15 protein-coding genes are annotated in these 14,620 nt (G+C 72.0%); 6 read left to right on the top strand and 9 right to left on the bottom strand.

Features of this window, described 5'->3' with window-relative positions:
- The first annotated feature begins 71 nt into the window (after nucleotides 1-71).
- The 3 genes from ABD340_RS16785 to ABD340_RS16795 are packed head-to-tail and all read left to right on the top strand — an operon-like array spanning nucleotide 72 to nucleotide 2,193.
- Nucleotides 72-1,451 (top strand): zinc-dependent metalloprotease, encoded by a 1,380-nt coding sequence (locus tag ABD340_RS16785; protein WP_344589898.1) that lies wholly within the window; start codon nucleotides 72-74, stop codon nucleotides 1,449-1,451.
- Nucleotides 1,448-1,630, top strand: a complete 183-nt coding sequence (locus tag ABD340_RS16790) for a hypothetical protein (RefSeq protein ID WP_344589899.1) — start codon at nucleotides 1,448-1,450, stop codon at nucleotides 1,628-1,630. The genes ABD340_RS16785 and ABD340_RS16790 overlap by 4 nt, the downstream gene beginning before the upstream one ends.
- The gene (locus ABD340_RS16795; protein WP_344589900.1) at nucleotides 1,627-2,193 is read left to right on the top strand and encodes an NUDIX hydrolase; all 567 of its coding nucleotides are present in this window, start codon (nucleotides 1,627-1,629) and stop codon (nucleotides 2,191-2,193) included. Before ABD340_RS16790 ends, ABD340_RS16795 begins: the two co-directional genes overlap by 4 nt.
- Here the strand turns inward: ABD340_RS16795 and ABD340_RS16800 are convergent.
- The gene (locus ABD340_RS16800) at nucleotides 2,183-2,902 is read right to left on the bottom strand and encodes a hypothetical protein (protein WP_344589901.1); all 720 of its coding nucleotides are present in this window, start codon (nucleotides 2,900-2,902) and stop codon (nucleotides 2,183-2,185) included. The genes ABD340_RS16795 and ABD340_RS16800 overlap by 11 nt on opposite strands.
- The gene (locus ABD340_RS16805) at nucleotides 2,899-3,636 is read right to left on the bottom strand and encodes a M48 metallopeptidase family protein (RefSeq protein ID WP_344589902.1); all 738 of its coding nucleotides are present in this window, start codon (nucleotides 3,634-3,636) and stop codon (nucleotides 2,899-2,901) included. Before ABD340_RS16805 ends, ABD340_RS16800 begins: the two co-directional genes overlap by 4 nt.
- A 216-nt stretch (nucleotides 3,637-3,852) precedes the next feature.
- Between ABD340_RS16805 and ABD340_RS16810 the strand changes: the two genes are divergently transcribed.
- Nucleotides 3,853-4,221, top strand: a complete 369-nt coding sequence (locus ABD340_RS16810) for a hypothetical protein (RefSeq protein ID WP_344589903.1) — start codon at nucleotides 3,853-3,855, stop codon at nucleotides 4,219-4,221.
- A gap of 7 nt (nucleotides 4,222-4,228) precedes the next feature.
- Here ABD340_RS16810 and ABD340_RS16815 read toward each other — a convergent pair whose 3' ends face one another.
- Nucleotides 4,229-5,017, bottom strand: coding sequence for an enoyl-CoA hydratase/isomerase family protein (locus ABD340_RS16815; protein ID WP_344589904.1), 789 nt, complete (start codon nucleotides 5,015-5,017; stop codon nucleotides 4,229-4,231).
- A gap of 203 nt (nucleotides 5,018-5,220) precedes the next feature.
- Here ABD340_RS16815 and ABD340_RS16820 point away from each other — a divergent pair, with 203 nt between their 5' ends.
- Nucleotides 5,221-6,573 carry an ABC1 kinase family protein gene (locus ABD340_RS16820; RefSeq protein ID WP_344589905.1) on the top strand — a complete coding sequence of 451 codons (1,353 nt, stop codon included), beginning with the start codon at nucleotides 5,221-5,223 and terminating at the stop codon, nucleotides 6,571-6,573.
- A 168-nt stretch (nucleotides 6,574-6,741) separates the two neighbouring features.
- Here ABD340_RS16820 and ABD340_RS16825 read toward each other — a convergent pair whose 3' ends face one another.
- The 4 genes from ABD340_RS16825 to ABD340_RS16840 all read right to left on the bottom strand — a co-directional run bounded on the left by ABD340_RS16825 (nucleotide 6,742) and on the right by ABD340_RS16840 (nucleotide 11,789).
- Nucleotides 6,742-7,032 (bottom strand): hypothetical protein, encoded by a 291-nt coding sequence (locus ABD340_RS16825; protein WP_344589906.1) that lies wholly within the window; start codon nucleotides 7,030-7,032, stop codon nucleotides 6,742-6,744.
- 5 nt (nucleotides 7,033-7,037) lie between these two features.
- Complete coding sequence (locus ABD340_RS16830) at nucleotides 7,038-7,316, bottom strand: WhiB family transcriptional regulator (protein WP_344590704.1); 279 nt, start codon at nucleotides 7,314-7,316, stop codon at nucleotides 7,038-7,040.
- Nucleotides 7,317-8,547: 1,231 nt separating this feature from the next.
- Nucleotides 8,548-9,423, bottom strand: a complete 876-nt coding sequence (tesB, locus tag ABD340_RS16835; protein WP_344589907.1) for an acyl-CoA thioesterase II — start codon at nucleotides 9,421-9,423, stop codon at nucleotides 8,548-8,550.
- A gap of 281 nt (nucleotides 9,424-9,704) precedes the next feature.
- Nucleotides 9,705-11,789: an ATP-dependent DNA helicase UvrD2 gene (locus tag ABD340_RS16840; protein ID WP_344589908.1), complete on the bottom strand. Its 2,085-nt coding sequence runs from the start codon at nucleotides 11,787-11,789 to the stop codon at nucleotides 9,705-9,707.
- A gap of 149 nt (nucleotides 11,790-11,938) precedes the next feature.
- On the opposite strand from ABD340_RS16840, the gene ABD340_RS16845 reads away from it, so the two are divergent.
- A complete protein-coding gene (locus ABD340_RS16845) occupies nucleotides 11,939-12,226 on the top strand; it encodes a mycoredoxin (protein ID WP_344589909.1) in 288 nt (95 codons plus the stop codon).
- Between the two features lie 7 nt (nucleotides 12,227-12,233).
- Here ABD340_RS16845 and nudC read toward each other — a convergent pair whose 3' ends face one another.
- Nucleotides 12,234-13,133, bottom strand: a complete 900-nt coding sequence (gene nudC, locus ABD340_RS16850; RefSeq protein ID WP_344590706.1) for an NAD(+) diphosphatase — start codon at nucleotides 13,131-13,133, stop codon at nucleotides 12,234-12,236.
- A gap of 67 nt (nucleotides 13,134-13,200) precedes the next feature.
- Entirely contained in the window at nucleotides 13,201-14,589 is a 1,389-nt protein-coding gene (locus ABD340_RS16855) for a dipeptidase (protein WP_344589910.1), read from the bottom strand.
- Nucleotides 14,590-14,620 lie beyond the last annotated feature (31 nt).

Here is a 14,620-nt window from a genome sequence, read left to right on the forward strand (position 1 = left end):
GTGTACGCGACTTCGCCAGGACCGGCTAACGTTGCGGATATGAGCCCATCATGCATCCCAGGGGCAAACCGATGAGTGACACTCCGTTCGGCTTCAACCGTCCCGGCAACGGCGAGGGTGACGACGACAAGCCCCAGGATCCATTCAAGGCCATGGGCGGCGACATGACGCAGTTCGCCGACATGCTGCACCGCTTCGCCGACATGATCGGCAGCCAGGGCGCCCCGGGCGCCGGTGGCGGCCCGCTGAACTGGGATCTCGCCAAGAACATCGCCCGCCACTCGGTCGCCGAGCAGGGCGACCCGTCGGTGGTGGACGCCGAGCGGCGGCAGGTCCAGGAGGCGCTGCGGCTGGCCGATCTGTGGCTGGACGAGGGCACGACGCTGCCCGCCGGGATCCGCACCCCGCAGGCGTGGAGCCGGTCGGAGTGGATCGAGCAGACGCTGCCGGTCTGGTCCAAGGTGTGCGATCCGATCGCGGCCCGCATGGTCGAGTCCATGGGCGGCGCGCTGGGCTCCGGCGAGATCCCGGCCGACATGCAGGCGATGGCCGGTCCGCTGATCGGCATGGTCAAGCAGATGGCGGGCGCGATGGTGGGCGGCCAGGCGGGACAGGCGCTGGGCGCGCTGGCCCGCGAGGTGGTCGGGTCCGCCGATGTGGGGCTGCCGCTGGCGCCCGACGGTGTGGGCGCGCTGCTGCCCTCCGGGGTGGCGGCGTTCGGTGAGGGTCTGGAGGTCTCCGAGGACGAGGTCCGGCTCTACCTGGCGCTGCGCGAGGCCGCGCACCAGCGGCTGTTCGCGCACGTGCCGTGGCTGCGCGCCCATCTGATGGGCGCGGTGGAGGACTACGCGCGCGGCATCACGGTCGACCTGTCGGGCATCGAGCAGGCCGTGCAGGGCCTCGACCTGAGCAATCCGGAGGCGATCCAGCAGGCGCTGGGCGGCGAACTGCAGCTGACGCCGGAGGAGACCCCGCAGCAGAAGGCCGCGCTGACCCGGCTGGAGACCACCCTGGCGCTGGTCGAGGGCTGGGTCGACACCGTGGTCAACCAGGTCGCCGGCGACCGGCTGCCCGGCTCGGTGAAGCTGGCCGAGGCGGTGCGGCGGCGCCGCGCCACCGGCGGCCCGGCGGAGCGGACGTTCGCCACACTGGTGGGGCTGGAGTTGCGGCCGCGCCGGCTGCGCGAGGCGGGCGCGCTGTGGCGGGGGCTCACCGAGCACCGCGGCGTGCAGGGCCGCGACGCGGTCTGGGAGCACCCCGACCTGCTGCCGACCGCCGAGGATCTGGACGACCCCGAGGGGTTCGTGCACGGCAAGAACGAGATCGAGGGCCTGTCCGACCTGGACATCTCCGCGCTCACCGGTGAGGTCGGCGAGAAGGGCGAGGAGAAGGACGAGCAGGACGGCGGCGAGGGCGGCGAGCCCGGTGACGGCCCGGAGCCCCGCACGTGAGGTCGCGGGTGGGCTTCTCGCGCGTGCCCGGCTGCCGGTTCGAGCCGGCGACCGCGTCCGCGCAGCTCAGAAGGCTGATGGCGGGCGCCGGGCTGTGCTGGCAGCGGCCGCGTGATCAGGAACGTCGGCGCCGGCACCCGGCCAACTCGCTGTATCCGCGGGTCGGCCGCCGCGTATGACGGAGCCGGCCGGGGGCGGGCGCGGCCCGCACGCGGACGCCGTGCGGGTGCTGGACGGGTGGCGGGCGCCCGACGAGGCGCAGGACGCGGTGCGCCGTGAGTTCCTGCGCCATCTGGCCGAGCATCCGGACGGCACGCTCCGGGAGTGCGTCGCCGGGCACGTCACGGCCAGCACGATCGTCCTCGACGACTCCCGTGCCCGCGTCCTGCTGACCCTGCACCGCAAGATCGGGGCCTGGTTGCAACTGGGCGGCCACTGCGAGCCGGGGGACGCGACGCTGGCGGGCGCGGCGCTGCGGGAGGCGACCGAGGAGTCCGGGATCGAGGGGCTGCGGCCGCTGCCCGGCCCGGCCCGGCTCGACCGGCACGCGGTGCGCTGCCATCCGGAGGGGTCCTGGCATCTCGACGTGCAGTTCGTGGCGCTGGCCCCGCCCGGCGCCCGGCACACGATCAGCGCGGAGTCGGCGGATCTGCGCTGGTTCCCGCTGGACGGCCTGCCCGAGCCGACCGACGACGTCGTCCGCCGCCTGGTCGGAGCGGCGTCCCGGCTCGTCACGGGTTGAGCGGGGGCACTTCCGGCAGGTCCGGCAGCGGACGGCCTTCGAGGATGGCGCGGGTGTTCTCCCAGCCTTCCAGGCCGGGGTCCAGGAGCCGCACGTCGGCGGGCGTGCGGAGCCGGTGCCAGCCGGGCCCCTGCGGGACGAGCCCGGGACGGGGCGCGGCGGCGCGCAGCCGGGCCAGCGCGTCGGCCGTGTCGAGATCGACGCCGTCGAGGGCGGCGGCGAGCCATGCGGGCAGCGGCAGGCGGGCGGCCAGCGCGACCAGCCCGGCCGAAGTCCCGCGTCCCGGCCGGTTCCGCGGGCCTTCGGCCTGGCAGGCGGCGGCGGGGGCGTTGCCGAGGGCGCGGAAGAGCTTGCCGATCAGCAGCGGCGGGAGGTCGGGGGCGTCGGGGGCGAGCAGCACGGCCTCGTCGGCGCCCAGGGCGTGCAGCGCGGCGAACGCGGCGGCCAGGCCCCGCTCCCGCACGACCGCGGTGCCGGGCCAGGTGATCGACTCGGCGGCGGGCTGGGCGGGCGGGTCGAGCACGAGCGCCGGCATGACCAGTTCGAGGCCCGCGGCGACCTCGTAGGTGTCCTCTAGGAGGGCGAGGCGGAACTCCTCGGGGTCGACCCCCGGCGGGCTCGGCGGCTCGGCGACCTCGCCGGGACGTCGTACGGACAGGACGCCGGCGTAGCGGCGGGGGGCCGCGGGCGGGGCTGAGCCAGGGCTCACCCGGCGACCCCGTGGTGGCATTCGGGCGGGAGCTCGTCGTCGGCCGTGCCGTCGCCCTCCATCGGGAGATGGGCGGCGGCCGCCACGCCTTCCAGGTAGCCGCGCGCCCGCTCGGCCTTGGGGTAGTTGCCGACGAGCTTCCAGAAGTCCGCGCCGTGGCCGGGGACGAGCAGGTGCGCCAGCTCGTGGACCAGTACGTAGTCGACCACCCAGGACGGCATCCCGCGCAGCCGGGTCGAGAGCCGGATGGTGCCGTCGTCGGGCGTGCAGGACCCCCAGCGGGTCCGCTGGTTGCCCACCCACCGCACGCTCACCGGAACGGCGCGCCCGCCGAGATGGCGCCGGGACAGCTCGCGGGCCCGCACCTCCAGGTCGGCGTCGGAGGGGCGGCGGCGACGCTCGCGCTCCTCGAGCCGTTCGAGGATGGTCGCGATCCACTGCTCCTCCTCGGCCTTGCTGAGCCGGGAGGGCAGCATCACCACGACCTTGTCCCCATCGCGGTATGCGGACACCGTCCGCCGACGGCGGTTACTGCGGCGGACCTCTACGTTAGGGGGCACCCCAGAACCGTACCTAAAAATTTGCTTCCTCCACAGGGGGTGTTGGGAGTTTGCGCAGGTCAGCCGGACCGTTTTCGAGCGTCCCCAAATGTTTCCACAGTGTCTCCGGATGGTTTCCACACCAAGCTGTGTTTCCGCGGTCCCGGCCCAGGGCACTCGCCTAGCGGCTCGCACCCTGACCGAGCCTGGTCGAGCGCGACATCGCTACGCGATCTGCCCGGCGAGGCTCGCCTCCGGCATCGCCTCACCGGCCAGGTAGCGCGCTCGCGCGGTGCCTGAGGCACTTCGAGACAGGTCCTAAACCCGTTCGTCCGTCGCCCGGCTCCGCTTGATCGGCGTCATGCCGGGTAGGACGGGGGGCGGCGGTGACCGGAACGAGCGGAGAGCAGGGTGATCAGGCTGGGACGGCATGCACGGCGGCAGGCCAGCGGGACCGGGGCGGAGACGGCGCCGGAGATCTTGGAGAGTCCGGACGGCACTCGTCTCGGCACGCCTCCCCGTTCCCTGGGGGCGCGCGTGGGCGGCGCCGTCGCAGGCGGGGTGGCCGGGGGCGCGGCGGGCCGGGCGCTGCGTCCGGTGGCGCGCAAGGCGGCCCGCCGGTACGGGCTGCCGGAGGGCGCACTGGTCCGGGCGACGGAGATCGTCGCGCCGATACTGGTGTCGATGGCCGTGGCGCGGCTGGTCAAGAGCCGGGCGCGGGCCAGACTCGCCGCGGTCGGCACCGGGCCGGACGAGCCGCCCGGCCCGATCAGGATCTGATCTCGGGCTATTCGCCGGTGAAGGTCGGGCGGCGCTTCTCCCGCTGGGCCGCCAGCCCCTCCACCATGTCCTTGGACGCCATCGTGACCGGCTGCGCGAGGGACTCCCAGCGCAGCGCCGACTCCATGTCGGGGTGGCCGCCGTTCGACAGCGCGACCTTGGTCAGCCGGGTCGCGATCGGGGCCTGCTCGGCGATCCGCGCGGCGGCCCCGAGCGCCTCCTGGAGCACCAGCTCGCGCGGGACGGCCCGGTTGACCAGCCCGTACGCCTCGGCCTGCGAGCCGGTGACGGCGCGTCCGGTGAACAGCATCTCGCGGGCCAGCGGCAGTCCGGCCACCTCCGGGAGCAGCCAGGTGGTGGCCATGCCCGGGTGCAGGCCGAGCGCGGTGAACGGCACCGTCAGCTTGGCGTCGGCCGCCGCGTACCGCAGGTCGCAGGCCAGCGCGAGCGCGAGGCCGGCGCCGACGGCGTGGCCGTTGATCGCCGCGATGGTCGGCACCTCCAGCGCGCGGATCGTCAGCCAGGTGCGGTAGAACTCCAGCATCCGGTCGCGCAGCGCCGGGACGGCGATCGCGTTGGTGTCGGCGAGCCAGGGCAGGGCGCCGCCCGAGGTGAACGCGGTGCCGGCGCCGGTGACGACCGCGCAGCGCAGCCCGCGGTCGGCGCGCAGCCCGGCGATGGCCTCCTTCCAGGCCGCGGTCATCTCGTCGGACATGGCGTTGCGGCGGTCCGGGTCGTTCAGGGTGAGGACGGCGACGCCGTCGGAACGGCGTTCCAGGAGCAGCTCATCGGGCATGGCCGCACGCTATCGCGCGGCCCGATCATGCGGATCGGCGGTCTCCCATCACGCGCGTGCGCATACCACAGATCCGGTACCGCGTGAGAAAGCGCACACTTACCACTTTATCGCAGGTCACCGTCTTACGACAAAATGAGGACCCGTTCTTATGCCCTTATCGTTGTGGCGCAAACCGGACTCGATCACCGACAATGGTGCACGTGAGCGATCTTCCCCGCCGCGCGGTGACGCGGTCCGCAAAGCTGGCGTCCCTCCCGATCGGCTTCGCCGGGCGCACCGCGCTGGGCGTTGGGAAACGCACCTTCGGACGACCCGCCGAGGCCGTCGCCATGGAGATCCAGCAGCGCACCGCCGAGCAGCTGTTCAAGGTGCTCGGCGAGCTCAAGGGCGGGGCGATGAAGCTCGGCCAGATGCTGTCGATCTTCGAGGCCGCGCTGCCGCCCGAGATCGCCGGCCCGTACCGGGCCACCCTGACCAAACTCCAGGAGGCCGCGCCGCCGCTGCCGGCCGCCGCCGTCCACAAGGTCCTGGCGGAGGGGCTCGGCGACGACTGGCGCGACCGGTTCGAGTCGTTCGACGACGATCCGGCCGCCGCCGCCTCGATCGGCCAGGTGCACCGCGGCGTGTGGAAGGACGGCCGCAAGGTCGCGGTCAAGGTCCAGTACCCCGGCGCCGGCAAGGCCCTGATCAGCGACTTCAACCAGCTGTCCCGGCTGGCCAAGCTGTTCTCCGTGCTGATGCCCGGCCTCGACGTCAAGTCGATGCTGGCCGAACTGAAGGAACGGGTCGCCGAGGAGCTCGACTACACCATCGAGGCGGCCTCGCAGACCGCGGTCCGCGCCGCCTACCCGGCCGACGACCCCGACTTCTACATCCCCGAGGTGATCGCCCAGGCCGGCGACGTGCTGGTCACCGAGTGGATCGACGGCACCCCGCTGTCCCAGATCATCAGCTCCGGGGACCAGGACGAGCGCGACCACGCCGCCCTGCTGTACTGCCGCTTCCTGCTGTCGGGGCCCAAGCGGTCCGGCCTGCTGCACGGCGACCCGCACCCGGGCAACTTCCGGGTCATGGCCGACGGCCGGCTCGGCGTGCTCGACTTCGGCGCCGTCGACCGCATCCCCGAGGACTTCCAGCACCGGATGGGCCGGCTGCTGCGCATCGGCACCATGGCCGAGATCGACCGGATCGAGGACGCGCTGCGCCGGGAGGACTTCATCCGGGAGGGCGTGGACATCGACGCCGAGTCCCTCCAGGCGTTCCTCGCCCCGATCACCGAGCCGTTCGTCACCGAGACCTTCAAGTTCAACCGCGAATGGCTGCGCGACATGGCCGCCCGCGTCACCGACCTGCGGCCGACCAACGTCGTCCGGCAGCTCAACCTGCCGCCCGAGTACGTGATCGTGCACCGCGTGCTGTCGGCCGGCACCGGCGTGCTGTGCCAGCTCGAATGCGAGATCCCGGCCCGCGCCGAGTCGCTGCGCTGGATCTCCGGCTTCGCCGACGAGGCCGAGCTCACCGCCGCCGACTCCGACGACGAACTCGCGGGCTGACACGTCGAGCGGGGCCCCGCGCGTTGATGAGACGCGCGAGGCCCCGCTTTTCGTGCGTGCCCGGCGAGGGGGTCGCCGGGCACGCCCCCGGATGCCCGGCCGGGAGGCGGCCGTCCGCCAAACCATCCAAGAAGAGCGGACGGCGGCCTGCCACCGGACGGGCTTCGCCTATTCGTGCCCGGTCTTGCGCACGGGCCGGGACACGTACGGGTCACCGGCCCGGGTGGGCGCCAGCAGGGCGCGCCGGACGCGGGCGGTCCGCGTCCTGGCGTCCCGGCGCGCGCGCCGCAGGGCGCGCACGCGCTGTGCCAGCTCCACCTCGGCGCCGGGTATTCGTTCCCGGGACAGGTCATGGCTGAGCAAGTTCATCTTGTTCTCCCCGGTGGCCCGGGGGCACGGCCCCTGTTCGGGGACCGTGCCCCCGGTCTCCGCACGGTCGAAGGTCGGAACGGTGGTCATGTGGCTCACACGGTCACTTCGTCCGGGAGCGGGTTCTTGCGCGGACGGCCGCGGGGCCGCTTGCGCGGGACGATCACACCGCGGACGAACAGCTCGCCGCCCCACACGCCCCAGGGCTCCTTGCGCTCGAGGGCGCCGGCGAGGCACTCCTTGCGGAGCGGGCACTCCAGGCACAGGGCCTTGGCGAGCTCGACGTCGGCGGGAGCCTCGGCGAAGAACAGCTCCGGGTCGGTCCGGCACGGAAGAGTGAGGTCCTCCTCGCTTACTGCGAGAGCCCCCTGCATCACAGTCACCCTTGTTTCCTCTCGTTGGTTCGCAACGGGTGTGTCGGTTTTCCGGGCAAATAAGAAGGCCGCGGATCCGGTGTCTGGATCCGCGGCCTGGGGGCTTGCCGGTGTTTTCTAGACCGGTCGCCTCCAGGGGTGCGGACCCGAGCCACCCTTCATGGAAATGGCTTCCACGTAGGCCGTGGCCGGAGCACTGGGGTTGGTGTCTTCGAGGCCGAAGACACTCCGCCCCTGCTCATCCTGGACTCGCTGCTCGTCACGCAGATCGCGCAGTAGCGGGCCGAACACGCCGGCCTCGAACCGCGCGGAACCGCGGATGGCTCCGCCGCGCAGCACCGCGGAACCGCCATGCTCCGTGCACACGGACCGCAGAGCCTCCGGGCGCGCGGACTGCAGAGCCTCCGGGCTCACGGTTTGCGGAGCGCGCCACGGGCGGACGACGGACGCTATGCCGCCGCCGCTTCTCGTCGAAGTGCCGAGCGGGCATGCGCGCGTCCAGGACTGCGCTGATTTGTTCAACATGCTGTTCACCGGACCGCACACCACCTCTCTGGCTCCTCGGGGCCCGTCCACCGGATCCAAGATCCACCGGCGGGCCGTCTGATCGCTCGCGTACGAGAGTACGGGGACTTCCGTAAATCAATCAAGCTATTTTTGACCTGCGGTTTTGTGGGTCACTTCACCGGCCTCACGGGGAACCGCAGCCCCGTTTTCACCGTCTAAGGGCGGTTTTGGGCTCCATTGCGGTTTCGGAAGCCATCGCGCCCCTCAGGCTGACCTACCCCGCCTGGCGCAAGATCCTGCAACACCCTTCGCCGCCTCGCAAGCGCCGGCTGCTGGGCTGTGTTTTTTGCAGCCCCGGCCCAGGGCACTCGCCTGGCGGCTCGCACCCTGACCGAGCCTGGGCGAGCGCGACATCGCTCCGCGATCTGGCCGGTAAAGCTCGCCTCCGGCATCGCATCACCGGCCAGGTAGCGCGCTCGCGCGGTATCTGAGGCCACTTCGAGACAGGCCCTAGGAGCCGCTATGGGTGATCGAGAGAACCATCGCCTGGCCACTGGGCTCCCGCGACTACCTGGTCTTCTCGGCCTGGCCACCCCTGCTAAAGCGCTTGATCGAACTCATCGCGCGGGATTACCAGGGCGTGTCTCGGTGTCCAGGTGCGTGCATCGCAAGGCGGCTGTCGACCGACGACAACGCGGCGAGGTGCGTGCCTGGACGCCGCACCCTAGGACCGCGACGGGGGTTTCGTCGTCCGGATGAGTCCCTCCTGCATGACCGACACGACCAGGTCGCCGTCACGGGTGAAGACCTGCCCCCGGGCGAGACCGCGGGCACCGCCGGCGAACGGGGTGTCCTGGTAGTAGAGCAGCCAGTCGTCGGCGCGGAACGGCTGGTGGAACCACATGGCGTGGTCGAGGCTGGCTCCCATCGTCCGCTGGTCGCCCCAGGCGAGCCCGTGGTTGAGCAGCACGGTGTCGAGGAGTGTCATGTCGGACGCGTAGGTCATCAGGCACACGTGCAGCATCGGGTCGTCGGGCAGTTCCCCGTCCACTTTGAGCCACACCTTCGACTCGGGTGTCCGCAGCGCCGGGTCCTTTGCCGCCTCCCACGAGAGAGGCGTGGCATGCCGGACGTCGAAGGGCCGCCCCTCGACGAACTCCACCGCGCCGCGCTCTCCGAACAGCGGGGTGAGCCGCTCCAGTGCGTCCGGCAGCGTCTCGGGGTCGGGCGCGTCGGGCATGGCCGCCTGGTGGGCGGGCCCGTCCTCGACGATCTGGAACGACGCCGAGAGGCTGAAGATCGCCTTCCCGTGCTGCACCGCCAGCACCCGTCGGGTGGTGAACGACCGCCCGTCCCGCACCCGGTCGACGGTGTACACGATCGGCACGAGCGGGTCGCCGGGCCGGATGAAGTAGGCGTGCAGCGAGTGGACGGGCCGGTTCACCGGAACGGTCCGCCCGGCGGCCACCAGTGCCTGCCCGGCCACTTGGCCGCCGAAGACACGCTGGCGGCGTTCCTCGGGGCTGCGGCCGCGAAAGATGTCGTTCTCGATCTGCTCAAGGTCGAGCAGCTCCAGCAGTGCCTTCAGGGAAGCTTTCACACCGCCGATTGTCCCAAACAATTCCCTTTGACCAGCCTCTCCCCCACCCCACTACGCAACACCAGCACCCGACCCCTATCAAGCCAGCCCAACGGTCGGAGCCCGGCCGCGTCCCTCTTAAGGGACGCCGGGGGCCTTGCCTCAGGGGACGCGCGCGGCGCGGGCGTCCGGCGACATTGACGGCTGTGAGACACCTCCGTGCCGCTCCGCGCGCGCCGGACGGCAGACCTGTGGCCCTACCGACCGCGGGCCGGCGTTCTTCGTCCGGTCGTGGCCGTCGGTCAGGAGACGGTGTCGTTGCGGAGGCCGAGTACCGCTTCGGCGTATTTGTCTAGTTTGACCTTGCCCACGCCTGGGATCTTGGCGAGCTCTTCCAGGGATTCGGGGTCGCGTTCGGCGATGGCCTGGAGGGTGGCGTCGGTGAAGACGACGTAGGCGGGGATCTTCTGGTCGGCCGCCGTGCGGGAGCGCCAGTCCTTGAGGGCCAGCAGCAGCTCCTCGTTGAGCTCGGCGGGGCAGTCCTCGCAGCGGCCCAGCTTGCGTTCGATGGCGGCCGTCAGGGGGCGGCCGCAGACCCGGCAGGGCTGGGGGCCCTTGGCGACGCGGCGCCCGCCGCGTTCGACCCGGGCCGGGGTCGGGGTCATGGCCTTGGAGGTGAGGCCGTCCAGGAACCGGGACGGGCTGCGGCGCCGGGCGCCGCCCGGGGAGCGTGACAGGGCCCAGGACAGGGCCAGGTGCTCGCGGGCGCGGGTGATGCCCACGTAGAGCAGGCGGCGCTCCTCCTCGACCTGCTCGTCGGTCTCCGCGTAGATGATCGGAAGGGTGCCCTCGACCAGGCCCACGAGGAAGACCGCGTCCCACTCCAGGCCCTTGGCGGCGTGCAGGGAGGCGAGGGTGACGCCCTCCAGCGGCGGGGCGTGCTGGGCGGCGGCGCGCTCCTCCAGTTCGGCGACGAACTCCGGCAGCCCGGCGCGCGGGTCGTCGGCGGCGATGTCCTCGGCGAGCTGGGCCAGTGCGGCCAGCGACTCCCAGCGGGTGCGGACCGCGCCCGAGCCCTCGGGCGGGCGGTCGGAGAAGCCGGCGCCCGACAGCACGTGCCGGACGGTCGCGATCAGGCCGGTGCCGTCGGTCTCGGCGTCGGCCCCGGCGCGGGCGGCGCCGCGCAGCCGGATCACCGCCTCGCGGACCTCGGGCCGTTCGAAGAACCGCTCGGCGCCGCGCAGCACGTAGGGGACGCCGGCGGCGGCCAGGGCCGACTCGTAGCCCTCGGACTGGGCGTTGATCCGGTAGAGCACCGCGATCTCGCGGGCCGGGACGCCCTCCTCGATCAGCTTGCGGGCGCGGCGCGCGATGTCGTCGGCCTCGGCGATCTCGTCGTCGTACTCGTTGAAGACCGGGTCGGGGCCGTCGGCGCGCTGCGCGACCAGCTCGAGCCGGTGCCGGCGGGCGGCGTCGCCGCGCGCCCGGTCGATGACGCCGTTGGCCAGCCGCACGACCTGCGGGGTGGAGCGGTAGTCGCGGACCAGCTTCACCACCTTGGCGTCCGGGAACTGGCGGGTGAAGTCGAGCAGGTAGGACGGGCTGGCGCCGGTGAAGGAGTAGATCGTCTGGTTGGGGTCGCCGACCACGCACAGGTCGTCGCGGTCGCCGAGCCAGGTGTCGAGGAGCATCTTCTGCAGCGGGTTGACGTCCTGGAACTCGTCGACGACGAAGGACCGGTACTGCTCGCGGACCTGGGCGGCGACCTCGCGGTGCTCGGTGAGCACCGCGGCGGTCAGCTCCAGCATGCTCTCGAAGTCGAGCAGGTTGCGCTCGCGGCGCAGCGTCTCGTACATGTCGTAGACGCGGGCGACCTCGGCCACGTCGGTGGGCAGCTTGCGGGAGGCGGTGGCGACCGCGCCGGCGTAGTCCTCCGGGCGGTGCTGGGTGACCTTGGCCCATTCGATCTCGCCGGCGATGTCGCGCAGCTCGGTGCGGCCGAAGGCCAGCCGGCAGGCTCGGACGGCGTCCGCGACCAGCGCGATCTTGGATTCGATGATCTTGGGCGGCTGGCCGCCGATCACCCGCGGCCAGAAGTAGGTCAGCTGGCGCAGCGCCGCGGCGTGGAAGGTGCGGGCCTGCACGCCGGGCGCGCCCAGCTGCCGGAGCCGCGCGCGCAGCTCGCCGGCCGCCCGGGTGGTGAACGTCACGGCCAGCACCCGCTGCGGGGCGACCTTGCCGGTCAGCGCCGCGTACGCGATCCGGTGCGTGATGGCCCTGGTCTTGCCGGTGCCGGCACCGGCCAGCACGCACACCGGACCCTGCGCCGCCTCGGCCACCGCCCGCTGCTCGGGGTCGAGCCCCGCCAGTACGCCCTCAGCCTCCATGCCCCCATCCTGGCAGCAGCGGGGGACCGAATCCGCACCGCGCCGCATCTGTGGATAACCTCCTTCACCGGAATGCTCGACCGCGGACGACTGTTGACGCAATCGTTCGAAATCCGTACAAACCAGCCACAGAGGGAGACGACGCGCCGATGGCCACGCCCACCGCGGACCGGGCGGACGCGCCCACGGGCCCGCTCACCATGTACACCACGACCTGGTGCGGCTTCTGCAGGCGGCTCAAGAACCAGCTCGCCCGGGACGGCATCGAGATGGTCGAGGTCGACATCGAGCGCGACCCCGCGGCGGCGGAGTTCGTGATGAGCGTCAACGGCGGCAACCAGACGGTGCCGACGGTGGTCGTAGACACGCCTGACGCAGGCCGGCACGTGCTGGTCAACCCCAGCGCCAAGGAGGTCAAGCGCCTCCTCGGCGTCTGAGCATCGTTCAGAACGGGGGCATTTCCGGGAGCGGGCCTCCGTACCAGCGCAGGATGAGCTGTGCGGCTATGGAGAGCGGGCCGGGCGAAACGATCCGGCCGCTCTCGATGGCCTCCTTCAGCTCGTCGCGGGTGTACCAGGCGGCGTCCAGAATCTCTTCCGGATCGGGCCGCAGCTCCTGGACGCCCTCCGCGCGGGCGAAGAAGCCCAGCATCAGGCTCTGCGGAAGGGGCCACGGCTGGCTGCCCAGGTAGCGGATGTCGCCGACCTCCAGGCCGACCTCCTCCCGCACTTCGCGGGCGACGGCCTGCTCCAGCGATTCGCCCGGTTCGACGAATCCGGCGAGGATCGACCGGCGGTCCTCGGGCCAGCTGGGCCCGCGGGCCAGCAGGACGCGGTCGGCGTCGTCCCGGACGAGCATGATGACGGCCGGGTCGACCCGGGGGAAGTGCTCGGACTTGTCGGCCGGGCACACGCGCACGTGGCCGGCGGCGGTGAGTTCGGTTGGCGCGCCACAACGCGGGCAGTGCCGGTTGGTCGCGTGCCAGTGCTCCAATGCGACCGCGTGGGTGAGCAGGCCCGAGTCCTGGTCGCCCAGCAGCGCCCCGACTCGCCTGAGCCCTGCTCGCTCCGCCCCCTCTATGGCGGGCAGCTCTCCCCGTACGGCGAAGTAGGCGACCCCCTCGTCGTCCACGCCGAGGAGGTAGCGCTCCCCCTCCGGGGCCTGGCCGGGTGACGTGAAGACCAGCCCGGGGCCCGGATCGTAGGAGACGAGTGCGCGTCCGCCCTCGATCGTGAACACGCGCGTGCGCGGATCGGCCCAGGCCGCCCCGACCCATTCCTTGTCGCGGCGGCGTTCGGCGACCCTGTCCAGGGTGCCGCGTGCGAGCGCCAGCCATTCGAGCATCGACTCGGTGGGCGCCTCGGTCTTCGTGTCAGTCAACGAACCTCCTCGTGTACGGCCTGACCTCCCATCATGCCGATCGCAGCGCTGTCGCGAGCTCTTGCCACAGATAGGCGACCGCTTCGGCGCCTTTGAGAAGCAAGGGCATCTCGACCTTCTCGTTGGGGGCGTGGATGCGGTCGCTGTTGAGGCCCACCGCTAGAAACACCAGCGGGGCTCCCAATATGTCCGCGAGATCGGCTTCCGGACCGCTGCCGCCCTCCCGGGTGAACAGCACCTCCTTGCCGAACGCCCGCTCCATGGCGCGCTTGGCCGCCTGTACGCCCGCCGAGCGGATCGGCGAGAAGCAGGGCCGCACGCCGCCGCCGGGAATGACGACCTCGGCGCGTACGCCGGGCGGGGTGTTCTGCTGGACCCAGGTACGGAACGCGTCCTGCGTCTTGTGCGGGTCCTGCCCGGCCACCAGCCGGAACGAGATCTTGGCGTGCGCTTCGCGGGGGACGATGGTCTTGCGCCCGGGGCCGGTGTGCCCGCCCCACATGCCGTTGATCTCAGCCGTTGGGCGTGCCCAGATCCGCTCCAGGGTGGTGTAGCCCTTCTCCCCGTGCGGCGCCTGGCTGTTGCCCGCCGTGCGGAGCCACTCGGCCTCATCGAAGGGGAGGCGCGCGAACAGTTCGCGCTCTTCCTCGGTCAGCGGGACGACGTCGTCGTAGAAGCCGGGCAGGGTGACGCGGCCGTCGGCGTCGTGCAGGGATGCCAGGAGCGTGGCCATCGCGTGCAGGGGGTTGGGGACGGCCCCGCCGAACGATCCCGAGTGCAGGTCGCTCTCCGGGCCGTACAGCGCCACCTCGACCTCGATGAGGCCGCGCATGCCGGTGCACATGGAGGGGACGTCCTGCGACCACATCGTCGTGTCGCTGATGACGATGGCGTCGCAGGACAGCCGGTCGCGGTGCGTGCGCAGCAGTTCGGCGAAGTGCACCGAGCCCGATTCCTCCTCGCCCTCCACCAACAGCTTGATGGTGACGGGCGGCGCGGTGGCGCCGGAGGCCGCGAGCCCTGCCCGGATGCCAAGGGTGTGGAAGAACACCTGCCCCTTGTCGTCGGACGTGCCGCGCCCGATCAGCCGGTCGCCCTTCTCGTAGGGGGTGAACGGGTCGGTCTCCCACTCGTCCAGTGGCTCCACAGGCTGCACGTCGTGATGGCCGTAGACGACGACCGCCGGCGCGTCCGGGTCGGCGGCGGGCCATTCGGCGAAAACGGCGGGCAGCCCTTGGGTCTCCCACACCTCGACTGTGGGGAATCCCGTGTCGCGTAGGTGGCCGGCCAGCCATTCGGCCGAGCGTAGGACGTCCGGATGGTAGGCAGGGTCCCCCGAGATGGAGGGGATCGCCAGCCACTCCTTGAGGTCGGCGAAGAACCGTTCCTTGCTCGCCCCGATGTACTCGGTAACGTCCACGCACTCTCCTTGAGCAGATGTGGCCGACTTG

Source organism: Actinomadura vinacea (genome assembly GCF_039532545.1).
Classification (GTDB): Bacteria; Actinomycetota; Actinomycetes; order Streptosporangiales; family Streptosporangiaceae; genus Spirillospora; species Spirillospora vinacea.